Annotated in this window: 16 protein-coding genes; 8 read left to right on the forward strand and 8 right to left on the reverse strand. The window is 62.3% G+C overall.

Annotated elements, in window-relative coordinates; genetic code table 11:
* Positions 1-7 precede the first annotated feature (7 nt).
* The 4 genes from HGP13_RS25175 to HGP13_RS25190 form a co-directional block, all read right to left on the reverse strand.
* Entirely contained in the window at positions 8-964 is a 957-nt protein-coding gene (locus HGP13_RS25175; RefSeq protein ID WP_172230116.1) for a helix-turn-helix domain-containing GNAT family N-acetyltransferase, read from the reverse strand.
* A gap of 65 nt (positions 965-1029) precedes the next feature.
* Positions 1030-2175: a DSD1 family PLP-dependent enzyme gene (locus HGP13_RS25180; RefSeq protein ID WP_172230119.1), complete on the reverse strand. Its 1146-nt coding sequence runs from the start codon at positions 2173-2175 to the stop codon at positions 1030-1032.
* Positions 2172-3473, reverse strand: a complete 1302-nt coding sequence (locus tag HGP13_RS25185) for a D-arabinono-1,4-lactone oxidase (RefSeq protein WP_172234844.1) — start codon at positions 3471-3473, stop codon at positions 2172-2174. Before HGP13_RS25185 ends, HGP13_RS25180 begins: the two co-directional genes overlap by 4 nt.
* A 5-nt stretch (positions 3474-3478) precedes the next feature.
* Entirely contained in the window at positions 3479-4663 is a 1185-nt protein-coding gene (locus tag HGP13_RS25190) for an MFS transporter (protein WP_172230122.1), read from the reverse strand.
* Between the two features lie 125 nt (positions 4664-4788).
* Here HGP13_RS25190 and HGP13_RS25195 point away from each other — a divergent pair, with 125 nt between their 5' ends.
* Positions 4789-5415, forward strand: a complete 627-nt coding sequence (locus tag HGP13_RS25195) for a TetR/AcrR family transcriptional regulator (RefSeq protein ID WP_172230125.1) — start codon at positions 4789-4791, stop codon at positions 5413-5415.
* A gap of 66 nt (positions 5416-5481) precedes the next feature.
* Here the strand turns inward: HGP13_RS25195 and HGP13_RS25200 are convergent, their stop codons facing one another.
* Positions 5482-6333 carry a hypothetical protein gene (locus tag HGP13_RS25200; protein WP_172230128.1) on the reverse strand — a complete coding sequence of 284 codons (852 nt, stop codon included), beginning with the start codon at positions 6331-6333 and terminating at the stop codon, positions 5482-5484.
* A gap of 72 nt (positions 6334-6405) precedes the next feature.
* Here HGP13_RS25200 and HGP13_RS25205 point away from each other — a divergent pair, with 72 nt between their 5' ends.
* From HGP13_RS25205 to HGP13_RS25235, 7 genes are all read left to right on the forward strand, one after another.
* Positions 6406-7203 (forward strand): class I SAM-dependent methyltransferase, encoded by a 798-nt coding sequence (locus HGP13_RS25205; protein WP_172230133.1) that lies wholly within the window; start codon positions 6406-6408, stop codon positions 7201-7203.
* A 335-nt stretch (positions 7204-7538) separates the two neighbouring features.
* Positions 7539-8462, forward strand: coding sequence for a hypothetical protein (locus HGP13_RS25210; RefSeq protein ID WP_172230136.1), 924 nt, complete (start codon positions 7539-7541; stop codon positions 8460-8462).
* A 239-nt stretch (positions 8463-8701) separates the two neighbouring features.
* Complete coding sequence (gene groES, locus HGP13_RS25215) at positions 8702-8998, forward strand: co-chaperone GroES (protein ID WP_006203049.1); 297 nt, start codon at positions 8702-8704, stop codon at positions 8996-8998.
* A gap of 61 nt (positions 8999-9059) precedes the next feature.
* Entirely contained in the window at positions 9060-10715 is a 1656-nt protein-coding gene (gene groL / locus HGP13_RS25220) for a chaperonin GroEL (protein ID WP_091577362.1), read from the forward strand.
* Positions 10716-10987: 272 nt separating this feature from the next.
* Positions 10988-13063 carry a TadE/TadG family type IV pilus assembly protein gene (locus HGP13_RS25225; RefSeq protein ID WP_246707117.1) on the forward strand — a complete coding sequence of 692 codons (2076 nt, stop codon included), beginning with the start codon at positions 10988-10990 and terminating at the stop codon, positions 13061-13063.
* Positions 13060-13665, forward strand: a complete 606-nt coding sequence (locus HGP13_RS25230) for a TadE/TadG family type IV pilus assembly protein (protein ID WP_172230139.1) — start codon at positions 13060-13062, stop codon at positions 13663-13665. Before HGP13_RS25225 ends, HGP13_RS25230 begins: the two co-directional genes overlap by 4 nt.
* Entirely contained in the window at positions 13662-14102 is a 441-nt protein-coding gene (locus HGP13_RS25235) for a TadE/TadG family type IV pilus assembly protein (protein ID WP_172230142.1), read from the forward strand. The genes HGP13_RS25230 and HGP13_RS25235 overlap by 4 nt, the downstream gene beginning before the upstream one ends.
* Here HGP13_RS25235 and HGP13_RS25240 read toward each other — a convergent pair.
* The 3 genes from HGP13_RS25240 to HGP13_RS25250 all read right to left on the reverse strand — a co-directional run bounded on the left by HGP13_RS25240 (position 14099) and on the right by HGP13_RS25250 (position 15341).
* Positions 14099-14710 (reverse strand): LysE family translocator, encoded by a 612-nt coding sequence (locus HGP13_RS25240; protein WP_096456686.1) that lies wholly within the window; start codon positions 14708-14710, stop codon positions 14099-14101. The genes HGP13_RS25235 and HGP13_RS25240 overlap by 4 nt on opposite strands.
* 78 nt (positions 14711-14788) lie before the next feature.
* Positions 14789-15172, reverse strand: a complete 384-nt coding sequence (locus tag HGP13_RS25245) for a YkgJ family cysteine cluster protein (protein WP_172230145.1) — start codon at positions 15170-15172, stop codon at positions 14789-14791.
* Positions 15173-15176: 4 nt separating this feature from the next.
* Positions 15177-15341 (reverse strand): hypothetical protein, encoded by a 165-nt coding sequence (locus HGP13_RS25250; protein ID WP_172230148.1) that lies wholly within the window; start codon positions 15339-15341, stop codon positions 15177-15179.
* Position 15342: the final 1 nt, after the last annotated feature.

Raw genomic sequence — 15342 nt, forward strand, 5'->3', positions numbered from 1 at the left:
CGGAAGATCACAAATCGAGATCCCAGTTCTGGCCAACCAGATCCTTGCCGAAGGAATGGTGCGCCTCTTCCTCGATCAGTTTGAAGCCGGCGGCCTGGTAGATCTGCCGGGCGGCGGTCAGGATGTCGTTGGTCCACAGGGTCAGCGTCTTGTAGCCTTTGGCGCGGGCAAAGCCGATGCATTCCTCGACCAGCCGCTTGCCGATGCCGAGACCGCGCGCCGACGGTTCAACATAAAGCAGGCGCAGCTTGGCCACCTTGGGCGATTTGCGCACGACGAAGACGGAGCCGACGACCTCGCCATCGCGCTCGGCGATCCAGCTGCGCTCCCATTTCGGATCGAAGGATTTGACGAAGGCCGCCAGGATTTCGGCGACCAGCGCCTCATAGGTTTCGTCCCAGCCATAGTCCTGCGCATAGAGCAGCCCTTGCCGGCGCGTGATCCAGCCGATGTCACCTATCTGCAGCGGCCGCAACAGATAGGGGATTTTGGGCTCGGCGGTTTCGTCCAATAGAGCCTGGACCGTGCGCATGGATTTCACCAACCGGTCCTGCTCCGACGCGGGCAGCCGGTCGAGTAGCGCCGCGACCTGGTCGTGCGAATCCTTGTTCAGCGGCGCGAAGGCATTCCTGCCCGCCTTGGTCAGCGCAATCGACGATTGCCTGGCGTCCGAAACCAGCGTCGATCTGGAGATCAGGTGAAGGCGTTCGAACTTTTTCAGCAAACGGCTGACATAACCGGCATCGAGACCGAGATCGCGTCCAAGGTCGGTCGCGGTCAGCCCGTCGCGATGCGCCAGTTCGTAGAGCACGCGCGCCTCGGTCAGCGAGAAGGCGCTTTTCAGCAGCCCTTCGTCAAGCAGCCCGATCTGGCGGGTGTAGAAGCGGTTGAACGCCCTGACCGCATCGATCAGCTGTTTGTTGGGCGCATCGTTGCTGGGCTGATGGTGGATCGTAATGGGCATCTCCTGTCTTTACAGGATCATCCATTTACTTGACGCAGTCAACTATATGGATTTGTCCGACTCGATCACATCATCGGCAACACCGGCCAGCGATCGACGATCCTGCCACCGGAAAACACCGCGATCGGCCCGAATTGCTGCAGCACGGCCTCGCTCTGCGTCGGTCGCAGGAACGCGTAGTCGCCGGGCCTGGCGACGGCATCGGCGGGCAGGCCCATGAATTGCTGGTTGGAAGACAGGCCGAGCAGGCCGTTCGTCTTCATGCCTTCGGGAAAGACCGGCTCGGCCATCCATTTGCCGCCATAGAGATAGCAGCCCTTGCGCGGAAACCGGCCGAGCGCCTGCAGCAGACGGGAAACGACCGGCGGACCCGGCAGAATCTGTTCGACCACTTTCAGGATCGGCGTCGCGATGAAGGCCGCCGGCTGGAAACCTTCGAGGCCAGAGGTGTCGAAATCGCTGGGCAGCACGAAGGCTGACCCCATCGACACTTCATTGGCAGCGCCGCCGTGATGGAGCAGAGCGGTCTTGCTGCCGCCAATGTTGAGAATGCCTCGCTGGTCCGCACTCAGACACGCGACGAAAGCGGCGGCCCGTTCCGACGCCTGTGCCAACGCCTTGGCCGGGCCGCCGAACAGGCCGGGAATGTGCGGTGCGTGCGCTTCATAGGCCATGACGCCTTCGCAGCGTAGCCTCTTATAGGCCGACAGCACCTTCAACGCCTGCGACAAGGCCTCCGGCTCGGCGAAGCCGCCGCGATGCAGCCCGACATCGATCTCGAAGGCGATGCGCAGTTCGATGCCGAGTTCGGCTGCGAGAGCGCCATATTCCGCCAACCTCTGCAGCGTATCGATCAGCCAGCAGACACGCGACCAGTCAGCGTCACCCTTCACCAGCGCCGCTCTTGCCGCCTCGACCGGCATCGGCTTGCCGTACAGCAGATCCGCATCCGGAAACGCCTTCAGCACCGCCGCGCTGATCGGTGGATGGAAAGTCATGAAGCGATCGGTCCCGAGCGTCTTGCCGATATGCGAAAGCAGCGGCAGGCAAGCGAGCGACTTGTCGACCAGCCGCACGGCAAGACTGGGGTCGAGCCTCTCCTTCACCAGGGCAATGTTGCTATCCAGCCGGTCGAGGTCGAGCAGCAGGCAGGGCTGGAAGATGCCGGCTTGCTCCAGTGCCTCCGAGAGCGTGGCGAAATACGCGCTCATCGTTCGATGCCAAAAGGACTGGGCTCGATGCCGAACAGCCCAGCCATATAGGGCGATACGAAGCGATTTTGCGGATCGATGTCGCGGCGCACCGCCATGGCATCGTCCCAGCGCGGGTATAGCTTCTTGAAGTCCGCCGCTTTCAGGCTGTGCATCTTGCCCCAATGCGGCCTGCCGCCATATCTGCGGAAAATCGGCTCGGCCGCCTGCATGAACGGAAGCGGATCGCTCACCGCATCATGGTGGATGGCGATCGAGCAGGTCGGCCTGTTGTAGAAGGGCGAGAGCCAGAACTGATCGGGCGCGACGCTGCGCACCTCCATCGGGAAATAGACTTCAGGAAAGCGCTTTTCGGTCAGCTCGATGATTTCGGCCAGCGCCTTCGGCCCCTCCTCGAACGGCAGGTGATATTCCATCTCGTTGAATTTGGTCTGCCGGTCGCTGGCATAGACGTTGAGCCAGTCCTGCACATAATCCTCGGACGGCACTTTGGCGACCGCGCCGAGGATCAGCCGCCGACGCAGCGACGGCAGCCAGGCAAGCCCGGTTCGCAGCCGGCGCAGTGTGCGCAAAGAGCCCTCATCATCTTCGGTCGGGCGCGTGGTGGTCGCCGCATCACTGAAGTCACTGGCGATGAACTGCGCGTAGCCGGAGAACGGAATGTAGTAGAACTCGGCCGAGCGGTGCGCGGTCATCATCTTTTCGAAGTCGCGCAGCATGTCGGCGATCGGCAGCACCCATTTGCGGCGCCGCAACCGGTAGGTCGCGATGTTGTTCAGGGTCACTTCGCTGAAGATGCCGAAGGCACCGAGCGCGACACCGATGGCGTGGATCGTGTCCTGATCCCCTGCCCTGGTGAAGTCACGGACCTTGCCGAGCCCATCGACGATTTGCACCGTCTCCAATTGCGTGTGATAGGCGCCGAGTGTCGGTCCCGAGCCATGGGTGGCGGTTCCCAGAGCACCGCCAATCGCCTGGCGGTCGATATCGCCCATGTTGGGCAGGCCCTGGCCGATACCTTGCAGGATATGCATCAGCGAACCGAGCCGCGTCCCGGCCCGCACGCGCGCCCGATGCTTTTCAACGTCATGCGAGACCAGCCCTTCCAGTCTCTCCAGAGACAGGATCGTGCCCTCGGATTTCACCAGCGGCGTGAAGGAATGACCGGCGCCGACGACGCGTACCGGGCCGGGTGCGGTGCGAATGAGATCGCCGAGTTCGCCGGCATCGGCGGGACTCGCGATCAGGCGAGGTTTGGCGGTAACAAAGCCCGACCAGTTGCTCCAGATGTTCGACACGGCGCTCACGCAACAACCCGGCGCCGCCGCGCCACGAAGACAAACAAGCCGAGGAGCGTCACGCTGGCCAAGGCGCTGGCTGCGGCGAATTCCGGAACCGGGCGAAAATCCTTGCCGTCGATGAGCAGCGAGGCCGCAACCGGTCCGATCGCCAGGCCGAGGAGCTGCGCGGCCGGCACCAACAGCACGGCCGTACGTGTCTCATCCGCCGTGATCGCCAGCCGGATCTGGTAGGGCACGATGAACAGGAGGATAAAACCCATGATCAGGGCTGCGACCCAGAATGTGGTGAGGCCAGGTCCGCTAGCGAGAGCCAGCGAACACAAAAGCGCCACCACACCGATCACCACAATGGCAAGGCGATAATCGATACGCGCCTCGAACACGGTCGCCGTCATCGCGCCCAGGACCTGCACCGCGAGGCTGGCCGAGACGATCAGGCCGACGGTGCGGCCATCGATGCCGAATTGGGCGCCAAGCGGCTCCAGGAACGCCCAGACCGAGCCGAAGAACATGAAGTAGCAGAAGACGCACAACAGTGCGGTGATCGAAGGAACCGTCAGCACATTGGCGAGGTTCTCGTCCTTGGGCAGGTCGGCGTAATCAGCAGGGACAACGAAGGCGACGAAGAGCGACAGGACGCAGACGACCGCGAGAATAAGGAAGCCACCCGCCGAACCGGCGTCCGGGATGACATAGAGCGCCAGCAGCAGCGCCAGCGCGCATTGCGCCAGCGTCTGCATGGTGACGAAAAAGCCGCCGATGCGTTCGGCCCGCCGCGAACGGGCAATCAATTCGGTGGCGACCGCGACCAGGCCGCCTTCGGCAAGGCCGGCCAGGGCGCGTGCCGCTATCAACGCACTGGCGCCGGCGGCATAGGCCGTCCAGACATTCGCCAGCGCCAGCAGGAGCAGGAGGATCGCACTTTTCCAGCGCATGTTGTGGGCCGACAGCAGCATCGCAACGATCGCCGAGCCGATCGCAATGGCGATCATCTCGGCGGTGGCGACCAGTGCCAGTCCATCGCCGCTGACATGGCCCTCGGTGTAGAGGGCGCCGAGCAGGACGGGTTGCAGACCGAGAATGAGCAGACCGACCGAGCCGATCCACAAGGCCGAGGCAAGCTGCCCGCCGGTCGGATTGCCGACCAGCCAATCGCCGCTTCCGGTATATGCGTCACCAGATGCCAAAGCCGCCTCCCAACGTCTCTTGCCGGATCACAAAAAAGCTGACAACCTGTCAGTATTTCAGAAACTGATACTTGATCACATTTCTTGTCAACCAGAATTTGCCAATGCGTGCGAAAGACCGGTGCATGACGGAAGCAAGGCGAACAGGGACCGAACCGAGGCGCAAACCCAAGCAGGAGCGCAGCCGCGAGCGCATCGACGCCATCCTGTCGACGACCATGCGGCTGATCGGCGAGAAGGGCATCGATGCTGTCACCATGAAGGAGGTCGGCATGCTGGCGGGCGGGCCGATCGCCACCGTCTATCACTACTTCCCCAACAAGTCGGCGATCCTGGCGATGCTCTATGAGCGGTTTTCAGAGGTCAGCCGCGCGCGATTGACTGATATCATCGCCGATGTCCGCGAAGCCAAGGACGTCATCGCCGCCGCCGACCGGTTGCTTGACGACTACCTCAGCCGCGTCGCCGGCGATCCGGCCATCCAGGATCTGCAGAACGCCATCCAGGCCGACAAGGCGCTGAAGAATCTCGACATCGCCGAAACCCGATATCAGGCCAAGATGTTCTGCGACCATGTCATCGCCTTGCTCGAGCCGGGCAAGCACGAGCAGTTCGAACGCATGGTTCTTTTGATCTTCCAGCTCGCCGGTGGCGTGGTGCGTCTGGCGCTTGCGGAAGGCGAAGCGGAAAGCCGTCGGACCATCGAGGATTACCGGTCGATCATCCACACCCAGTTGCGGCTGTTTTTGTAGCGCTGGCGATCGTCGGGAGCTGCGCCGAATGAGAGGTGTCGGGCGGCGTGAGCATCAGAGCGCCCGCTATGCGACCTGGCGGATAAGGCCTTCGAAGCCGTCGGCAAGGTTGGCATTGCCGGCAGCCACAAACGCAGAAAGGTTACGGGCGCCGCCGGGCGTTTTGTTGGCATCCAGCAGCACCGCCCTGCCCTCATGCATGACGAAATCGAACTTTCCGTAGTCGAAGCCAAGCTGGCGCCTCAGCGCGCGAAGCTCCTCGGGAACCGGTACCGGCTCACGGCGGATCGTGTCGTCGCCCTTGACGAGGCTCTGCGGCGAGACATGGCGAGTGCAGCGCTCGCGCTCGCCACAGAATATCCAGAAGCGGGCGCCAAAGCCGTCCGACTCCGGCTCCGGAATGAATTTTTCGACGACGAGATCGCCGCGGGCGAAGACCGCCGGCGCAACATCCGAAAGGGATGCATAGACGCGATAGCCCTCGATAGGCTCGACACCGGGAAACGGCTTCGGCTTTCCGGCACGCAGCGATCGCCGGTTGAGCGCCTGCTCCCGCATCCCGAGATTGTTGAGATTGCTCTTGACGATGACCGACCCTAGCCAGCCGTCATCCTTGCCGATCACGGCGCCACTGACGCGTCGCTTGGAGATGTCTGCAGCCCCGATATTCAGGCAGAAGGGAAAAGCGCGTGCGTATTCGACATATTCGGGGGGCGTCACGGTCGCATCGACGTGCAGCACAGCGATGTCGGCCTCCGGCTTTGCCGACGTTCCGGGGATTATGCGGACGGAATGGCCGCGTCGCTTCAGTTCCTCCAGCAGATCGAAAAGCATGTAGGGACTGTCGCGGCGAAACAGCGGGCCGCGCCGGCGTTCGAACCTGTCGAACTCATGCGTAATAACCGCGATGCGTGTCATGCGCCCCCCGAGCTTGGTTTCATTAGCGTCCTCGATTATGCCTGCAAATACAATGCCGGCTTGGGGGTGTGGATGACCGACCATTGGAATGCCATTCGAGAGCACTGGCAATTGCTCGGGCCACCGTTGCGGCCGCCGGCGGAAGCGGTTGAAGCCTATGAGCGTGAGCTCGACCTTTCGAAGGCGCACGTCATTCTGCTCGGCGTGACGCCGGAACTCGCCGGGCTCGGGACGACGATGACGGCCGTCGACGAATCCGCCGACATGATCGCCGGTATCTGGCCAGGCGACACCGCGTTGCGAAAGGCAATCAACGGCGACTGGCTCGACTTGCCGATGTCGGACGCAAGCGTCGACGCGGTGATCGGCGACGGCTGCCTGTCGGCGCTCGGCCTTTCAACCGCGCGCCGGGCGCTGTTTGCGTCAATCGCCGGCGTACTGCGCACCGACGGCCGAGCTGGACTGCGTCTCTTTGCCGGTCCCGAAACACCGGACGATCCGGCGGCGGTGCGAGCGCTTGCACTGTCGGGCAGTGTCTCGACCTTCCACGAACTCAAATGGCGCGTCGCCATGACCGCGACGGGCGATGAGCCCGACCATGCCATTCCGGTCAGGACGATCGCGGAAAGATTCGATACACTGTTTCCCGACCGCGAAGTGCTTTCGGCTCGCACGGGCTGGGACCTGCTCACCATTGGCACCATCGATGTCTATCGGAACTCGCCGGCCATCTACAGCTTCGCGCCGGCGACTGCACTGGTGAGCGAGGCGCAAGCCTTCTTTGGTGATGTCCGCATCGCTTTGACCGGTAGCTATGGGCTCGCCGAGCGGTGCCCGCTGTTGGTGCTTGGGTCGCCGAGGCACCGGTAAGCTTTTTGGGACGGCTGTTGTCGAATGATAATCGGTGGGTAACGCCGGCACATCGAAGTCTCGGCCGACATGAATATCCGGCCTGTTTCGCCGCAACGGACCCGGTCCGCCACGCTCAACAAACTTTACATCGGCCAGCCGCAAACTAGACTTTCTCCGGCAGTTCAGTCCTGCGGGGGGATATTTTGGAGATTCGCTTTCGATGCTTTGCACGTCTGATGGCAATCGCCTTGGCGCTTGGGGCCACATTGTCACCAGCCCAATCCGGAGACGAACGCGCATCGACCGTACCCCTGATCAAATTGGAGTACCCGGGAAGGCCAAGGAATGTTCGCATGCTTTACGTGAAGGTCCTTTCGCTCGGCAATCACACGGTAAACCAGCCGATCCTGTTTGATGCCGGATCGAGCGGAATGACGATCGAATGCCAATCGGTGCTCCCAGCAGAGATCTGCTCGGACACGGGAATCAAGATCACGCACGATCTGGAGATAGACGGGATAAGGGTCAGCACCCAACAGGCTGTTATGAACTACGCAACCTACGATGAGTATGGCAACATCGCCTACGCTCGCGTGACTTTCGGTTCGCCGAAATCCCCAGTCTCCACCGACACCACGATCCCATTCCTCATCCGCTACAAGCAAGTCAGGCGCAGCACCGGAGAAATCGTTGGTGGCCCGCTCTGGCCCAAGGGCATTTTCGGCATCTCGCCAGTTGGCGGAGGCGGGCCAGATCGGATGATCAAATCGCCGCTCGCGCTTGTAAGCGTCGGCCCGGGCCTGGACAGGGGCTATTACCTCTCGCCGATAGGAGCAAAGTGGAAAATCTGCACGAATGAGGCCGGCAATTGTCCGCAAGTGGAGGCGCTCCACATCGGCGTGCCGCAGGACGTAAAAAAGGACTTCAGGGTGCAAAGATGGAAAGAGGCCAGCCGGCGATACAATTTTCCCACTATCGACGCCTGTATCTCATGGGGATTTGAACCGACATGTCGGCCGACGCTTTACGATACGGGCAACTCAACAATTATGGTCCCTGCCGACGCCTCGGCGCCGTACTCATCGCTGAACCCCGGCACAAAGGTCCTGGTAAAAGCAGACGGCCAGGAGGATTGGAATTTCAAGACAACCTACAATCCCGAAGTGGAGGTCATTCCCGGGCTTGAACACAACATCGTCGGCATCCGGTATTTCGAGAAGAACAGCCTGCTGCTTGATTTTGAAACCCGGGAAATCGGCTTAAGTCTCGGACACTGATTGCCGATCGGCAGGACGGCATTCGGGCAGAGTTCGGGCGGCAGCCCTTATTTTGCGCAATCGCCCGGCAGCACGAGAAAAATTTCCTGCGATTGCCCCTTCCCGCGCGCCTTGACTCTCTGAGGTCGGCAGCCTATTTCAGCGCTACGTTAGCACTCGCCCTTGGTGAGTGCTAACCACATGTCCGGCTTCGCCGGACGGAGGAACTGTTTCTCACCGTTCTCATCGAGGAAGAAAAAATGGCAAAGTCGAAGTTCCGCCCGCTTCATGACCGCGTGGTCGTTCGCCGGGTCGAATCCGAATCCAAGACCGCCGGCGGGATCATCATCCCGGATACGGCAAAGGAAAAGCCGCAGGAAGGCGAAATCATCGCCGTCGGCTCCGGCGCTCGCGACGAAGCTGGCAAGCTGGTCCCGCTGGACGTCAAGGCTGGCGACCGCATCCTGTTCGGCAAGTGGTCGGGCACCGAAGTCAAGCTCAATGGCGAAGACCTTCTGATCATGAAGGAATCCGACATCATGGGCATCATCGGCTGATTATCGGCCTCACCGTCAACTGAATTCGGGCTTACCCCAAGCCCCTGCCAGGAGCTAAAAAATGGCTGCTAAAGACGTAAAATTCTCCCGTGATGCCCGCGAGCGCATGCTGCGCGGCGTCAACATCCTCGCCGACGCGGTGAAGGTGACCCTCGGCCCCAAGGGCCGCAACGTCGTCATCGACAAGTCGTTCGGCGCCCCGCGCATCACCAAGGACGGCGTCACCGTCGCCAAGGAAATCGAGCTTGAAGACAAGTTCGAGAACATGGGCGCGCAGATGGTCCGCGAAGTTGCTTCGAAGACCAACGACATCGCCGGCGACGGCACCACGACCGCGACCGTTCTGGCGCAGTCGATCGTCCAGGAAGGCCACAAGGCCGTTGCCGCCGGCATGAACCCGATGGACCTGAAGCGCGGTATCGATCTGGCCGTCACCGAAGTCGTCGCGGCTCTCGGCAAGGCTGCCAAGAAGATCAAGACCTCCGAGGAAGTTGCCCAGGTCGGCACCATCTCGGCCAATGGCGACGAGTCGGTCGGCAAGATGATCGCGGAAGCGATGCAGAAGGTCGGCAACGAAGGCGTCATCACCGTTGAGGAAGCCAAGACCGCCGAGACCGAACTCGAAGTCGTCGAAGGCATGCAGTTCGACCGCGGCTACCTCTCGCCCTACTTCGTCACCAACGCCGACAAGATGGTTGCCGAGCTCGAGGACGTCTACATCCTGCTGCACGAGAAGAAGCTCTCCAACCTCCAGGCCATGCTGCCGGTTCTCGAAGCCGTCGTGCAGACCTCCAAGCCGCTGCTCATCATCTCGGAAGACGTCGAAGGCGAGGCTCTGGCCACGCTGGTCGTCAACAAGCTGCGTGGCGGCCTGAAGATCGCCGCCGTCAAGGCTCCGGGCTTCGGCGATCGCCGCAAGGCCATGCTGGAAGACATCGCCATCCTGACCGGTGGCCAGGTCATCTCGGAAGACCTCGGCATCAAGCTCGAGAACGTCGGCCTCAACATGCTCGGCCGCGCCAAGAAGGTGTCGATCTCCAAGGAGAACACCACCATCGTCGACGGCGCCGGCAAGAAGGCCGAGATCCAGGGCCGCGTTGCCCAGATCAAGCAGCAGATCGAAGAGACCACTTCGGACTACGACAAGGAGAAGCTGCAGGAACGTCTCGCGAAGCTCGCGGGCGGCGTTGCGGTGATCCGCGTCGGCGGTGCGACGGAAGTCGAAGTCAAGGAAAAGAAGGACCGCGTCGATGACGCCCTCAACGCGACCCGCGCGGCCGTCGAAGAAGGCATCGTTGCAGGCGGTGGCGTCGCTCTCCTGCGCGCTTCGGCCAACATCAAGGCCACCGGCGCCAATGCCGACCAGGCAGCTGGCATCAACATCGTGCGTCGCGCACTGCAGGCTCCGGCCCGTCAGATCGCCTCGAACGCCGGTGCGGAAGCTTCGATCGTTGCAGGCAAGATCCTTGAGAACAAGGGAGCGACCTTCGGCTACAACGCCCAGACCGGCGAATATGGCGACATGATCGCCATGGGTATCGTCGATCCGGTCAAGGTTGTCCGTACGGCCCTCCAGGACGCGGCCTCGGTTGCCGGCCTGCTCGTCACCACCGAAGCCATGATCGCGGAGGCTCCGAAGAAGGAGTCGGCTGGCGGCGGCATGCCTGGCGGCATGGGCGGCGGCGGCATGGGCGGCATGGGTGGTATGGATTTCTAATCCAGCCCTATCAGCCTTCAGATACGGAAAGGGCGCCGAAAGGCGCCCTTTTTTGTTGTGCCTTTGCTGATATCTCACGAGCGCGGAGTGATCTCACCTTTTTGGAACTGCCTCCTTCTTGTGCAGTTTTCTAAGCAAAATCAGCGACTCCGACTACGCCTTGGCGGCGCCGCGCAAATTTGTCGGACAATATTTTTTAACATATTTGCGATTACTAAAGGGCGAGAGCACGGAGAGGTTGCTCCAGCGTGTAGCGTGTCGGGTAACCATCGATGCAGTTTTTCCGGCGATTTTTGCGGAACCGCGACGGCAACGTGCTGATCATCTCGGCACTGGTGATGCCGGTGCTGATCGGCATGGCCGCCCTGGTGACCGAATATGGCGCCGCTCTGGTCGAGCGGGCCGACAATCAGCGCGTGGCCGACCTGTCGGCCTATGCAGGGGCGCTTGCCTACAATGTGAACAAGTCCACCGACCAGATGACTGCGACCGCCGTCAGCGTCGCGGTGCTCAACGGCGTCACCGCCGCCAATGTACAGGTCAGCCTGGTTGCTTCCCCGAAAACGACCAGCGTCAACGCCGTCTCGGTGTCGATCAACACCTACAGGACCCTGTTCCTGGCACGCGTCCTCAATGATCGCCAGCAACTGCAGATCTACGCAAATTCCGTGGCAGAGGTTGGCGCACAGCCGCAGACGCCCGGATGCATGCTTGCGCTCGACGGCATACAGACCGGCCTGACGCTGAGCGGCGGCACCTCGATCTCGGCACCGAAATGCACCGTCTCTTCCAACAACACGGTGACCGTCCCGTGCGGCACCAGCATTTCGGCGCTCGGCGTCAACTACAATTCCGCCGCCGCCCCGAGCCAGCCTTGCAACGGCATCACCGGCCCAGGTGGGGCGACCGCGGTGATCACCAAGAAATCAACCCCCGACCCGCTGGCCAGCAATGCCGCGGTCACGGCCGCGGTGGCCCGCATTGCAACGGTTGCCGCGCTTTCGACAACGGCCGCGCCAACAGCGCCGACCACTCCCAACGGCAAAGACATCGACTTCGGCTGGAACCAAGGCCCCACTCAGGGCCAGGCGAACGCAGTCGGCTGCACCGCCAGTTGGGCATCGTCGTCATCGACCTGGACGCTGGACTGCGGCGGCAAAACCACGGTCAACCTGGGCATCGTCACCATCGGCGGCGGCATCAACCTCAACTTCGCCACAAGCGGCGCGGCAACGACCGTCTACAATATCGCCGGCGATCTCACGACCAGTGCCACCACCAATTTCGGGCCAGGCACCTACAACTTCGCCAAGACCCTCACCACGGCGGGAACCACCACGTTCGGGGCCGGCACCTACAATTTCGGCAAGCAGGTCACCACCGCCGGAACAACAAGCTTTGGCGCCGGCACGTTCAACTTCGCCAAGGGGCTGACCACGGGTTACGGCACCACGACCTTCGGCGCCGGCACCTTCAAGATCGGCCGCAGCGATAACGCCTGCAACGGCGGGGGGCAGGTCAGCATCTGCAACGCGTCTACCTTGATCTTCGGCGGACCGAGCATTTTCGAGCTCCCCGGCGGCTATACCAACACCGGCGGTTCGACGCTCACCTTTGGCTCGGGCACGACCAATTCCTACAAGATCGGCCCGGGCAGCAATGGCGATGCCATCACGCTGGGCGGGGGTTCGACGACGATCATGGCCGACGCGACCGGCGCCAACAGCGTTTTCCAAGTCGTCGGCAATGTGAATGGCGGCGGCGGCGGGAGTTGCTTTGTGGTGCCGGCCGCGGCCCAGCACGACATCTCCGGCAACTTCGCCGGCTCGGGCGCCATCCTGCTCGGCGCCGGCGTCTACACCGTGGATGGCTATTTCGCGCTAGGCGGCAATGGCGGCGGCAGCGCTAACTGCAACGGCAGCACGATCAGCGTCAGCGGCGCCAATGTAACGCTTGTCCTGTCAGGCAAGACCAAATCCAGTTCGGGCAGTTGCAACGGCTATGTCTTCTGCGTCGCCGCCGGCTACAGCAACATCGTGCTCACCGCACCTCAATCGGGAGCGACGGCGAAGCTTGCAGTGATCGGTCCGACAGCAACCACAAACACTGGCGGCGCGACCTTCGCCGAGGGCGGCTCCAACGCGCAGATATCAGGCGCATTCTACTTTCCCTACGGCCCGATCGTCATGAATGGCGGCTCGAGCGTGCTGGGATCGAAGACCGACACGACCAAGTGCTTGCAGATGATCGGCTCACGCATCACGCTATCGGGCGGCACCGCGGCCGCGTCGGAATGCATCGCCGCCTCGAGCACCAGTGCCAGCAGCAAGGTGAGTCTCGTGCAATGAGAAAGCTGCCACGCGCCGACAGCAGCCAGCTTGCCAACGGACGTTCCTCGTTCACGGACTTTCTGCGGCGCCAGAAAGCAGGCGTGTCGGCGGTCGAGTTCGCTTTGGTCAGCCCTGTACTGCTGATTATCCTGGCGGGAACCGTCGACATAGGCGGTTCGCTGAAGGCGAAATTCGAATTGAGCTCGGCGGTCTCGGCCGGTTCGAACTACGCGCTGCTCAATGGCGACAAGGTCAATTCCTCCGGCGGCAGCGCGCTGGCCGGCAACATTGCAACAGTGGTGACGAGCGGCCTGAGCGGCAATGGCGGCGGCATTCAGGTCGTCATCAACAATGGTGCGACGCTTGCCTATAACGCTACCACATCCACGGCGACCCAAAGCGGCACGGCCGCCAATGCCGACCTCTGCTACTGCCCAGGCAGTTCCGGGGCCGTGGCCTGGAGCACCCCGGTGGCATGCGGCAGCATCTGCAGTGCCGGCGGCATCGCCGGAAAATTCGTGACGATCACGGCCAGCAAGCCCTATACGCCGCTTTTCGGCGGTTTCGGCATCGTCAGCAACGGCAACATCACCATCCAGGCAGTGGTGAAACCGCAATGAGCCCTCGCCGATCCTTCCTGCGCGACAGATCCGGTGCGCAAGCCGTCGAGTTCGCGCTGCTGTCGGTGCCGCTGCTGATGGTGCTGATGGGCACGTTCGAGTTCGGCCGCATGTACTGGGCCCAGCATGTGCTGAATGAAATCGCCGCGGCCGGCGCGCGTTGCGTCGGCGTGCTGCAGAGCGGATGCACCCAGAACGGCGTCTACGACGCCACCAGCGCGATCAGCTATATCAGCACCAGGGCGGCAACCGACGGCATCGTGCTCAGCAACGCCAACATCACCATCAGCAACAACACCACCTGCTCGGGCCTGTCCGGTTTTTCGAGCGTTCAGGTCTCCTACACATTCCAGACCGTGCTGCCGGCCTTCCTCACGTCGCTGGCGAATGGCCCGAACCTCAGCGCCCAGGCGTGCTTCCCGAACCAAGGTGCCTAGCGGTCCGCCAGCGCGAGCTTGGCGCCGAGCATGACGAAGGCGCCGGCAAATGTCCTGCGCATCCAGGTCAGCACCATTGGCCGCGAGGCGACGTGGCTGCGGATTGAAGCGGCGAAGATGCCGTAGCCGACGAAAACCACGAAGGTCAAAAGCATGAAGACGCTGCTGAGTTCCAGCATCTTCGACAGCGCATTGGGCTCGGTGGTGCTGACGAATTGCGGCAGGAAGGCGAAAAAGAAGATCGACAGTTTCGGATTGAGTACATTAACGAGGATGCCGGTGGCGATGACCTTGCCGGCCGAGCGCGGCGCGACATCGTCCTCGACGCTGAGGCCGCCCTTCTCCTTCAGCGTGTTCCAGGCCATGTAGAGCAGATAGGCGACTCCGAGATATTTCAGCGTCTCGAAGGCGACCGCACTGGTGTGCAGCAGTGCCGCAAGGCCAGTGATGGCGGCAGCCATGTGCGGGATGATGCCGAGCGTGCAGCCGAAAGCGGCAATGATCGAGGCCCGCGCACCGCGCGAAAGGCCGGCGCTCAGCGTGTAGAGAACGCCGGTGCCGGGCGAAGCCACGACGATCAGCGACGTCAACAGAAATTCGATGCTCACGATGGATTTCCTCCGACGCCCTGCCCTGTTGCAGCGTAGTCAGCAAGGAGGGTGCGCACAAGCCACCGGCAATCGTTGCTAAGAGGTCGGAAATCCGTGCGCCCGGCGCGCCATCAGGCACTCCTCGTCGCCAGGCATGCAGGCGCGGCAGACGTCGGGGCGCAGTTCGTAGATGCCGCAAGCGGTCGATTTGCCGACTTCGCCCGACAGGGCCGAGCAGCGCGCGCCGTCACAGCGCATGCCCGACAGGTCGGCCGCCACATATTTTTCCGGGATCCGCTCCAATTGCGCTTCATCCTCGGTGGAGAAGCGAGGCCATTCGGCCGAATAGGAACAGCAGGCGCCGCAGCTCTGGCAGTCAAAAAGCGGAGCAGTCTCGCGTTGCGACGACACAAGGTTTGCGGCGGCGACCAGGGCGAGCAGGCCCGGCATGGCCGGATTGCGTTCGGCGTCCTGCGGCAAGGCGCTATTTCTTCTTGGCCGTCTTGCCCTTCGGTGCGTCCGCCGGCGACTTGAACAGGTCGGTCGCGGCGTCGGCGAGTTCACCGGCCTTCGCGGCAACCGGCTTGGCCGGCTTTGCAGCGGGGACCGGCGCTGCCGGCTGATCCTTGGTGGAGAATTTTATGGCCATG

Origin of the sequence: Mesorhizobium sp. NZP2077, assembly GCF_013170805.1 — a bacterium.
Taxonomy (GTDB): Bacteria; Pseudomonadota; Alphaproteobacteria; order Rhizobiales; family Rhizobiaceae; genus Mesorhizobium.

Excerpts from the sequence above, each read along its gene's own strand:
- groES (WP_006203049.1), top strand. The coding sequence starts at position 8,702 with ATGGCAAAGTCGAAGTTCCGCCCGCTTCATGACCGCGTGGTCGTTCGC.
- HGP13_RS25200 (WP_172230128.1), bottom strand. The coding sequence starts at position 6,333 with ATGACACGCATCGCGGTTATTACGCATGAGTTCGACAGGTTCGAACGC.
- HGP13_RS25180 (WP_172230119.1), bottom strand. The coding sequence starts at position 2,175 with ATGAGCGCGTATTTCGCCACGCTCTCGGAGGCACTGGAGCAAGCCGGC.
- HGP13_RS25235 (WP_172230142.1), top strand. The coding sequence starts at position 13,662 with ATGAGCCCTCGCCGATCCTTCCTGCGCGACAGATCCGGTGCGCAAGCC.
- HGP13_RS25225 (WP_246707117.1), top strand. The coding sequence starts at position 10,988 with ATGCAGTTTTTCCGGCGATTTTTGCGGAACCGCGACGGCAACGTGCTG.
- HGP13_RS25250 (WP_172230148.1), bottom strand. The coding sequence starts at position 15,341 with ATGGCCATAAAATTCTCCACCAAGGATCAGCCGGCAGCGCCGGTCCCC.
- HGP13_RS25175 (WP_172230116.1), bottom strand. The coding sequence starts at position 964 with ATGCCCATTACGATCCACCATCAGCCCAGCAACGATGCGCCCAACAAA.
- HGP13_RS25205 (WP_172230133.1), top strand. The coding sequence starts at position 6,406 with ATGACCGACCATTGGAATGCCATTCGAGAGCACTGGCAATTGCTCGGG.
- HGP13_RS25230 (WP_172230139.1), top strand. The coding sequence starts at position 13,060 with ATGAGAAAGCTGCCACGCGCCGACAGCAGCCAGCTTGCCAACGGACGT.
- HGP13_RS25210 (WP_172230136.1), top strand. The coding sequence starts at position 7,539 with ATGCTTTACGTGAAGGTCCTTTCGCTCGGCAATCACACGGTAAACCAG.
- HGP13_RS25195 (WP_172230125.1), top strand. The coding sequence starts at position 4,789 with ATGACGGAAGCAAGGCGAACAGGGACCGAACCGAGGCGCAAACCCAAG.
- groL (WP_091577362.1), top strand. The coding sequence starts at position 9,060 with ATGGCTGCTAAAGACGTAAAATTCTCCCGTGATGCCCGCGAGCGCATG.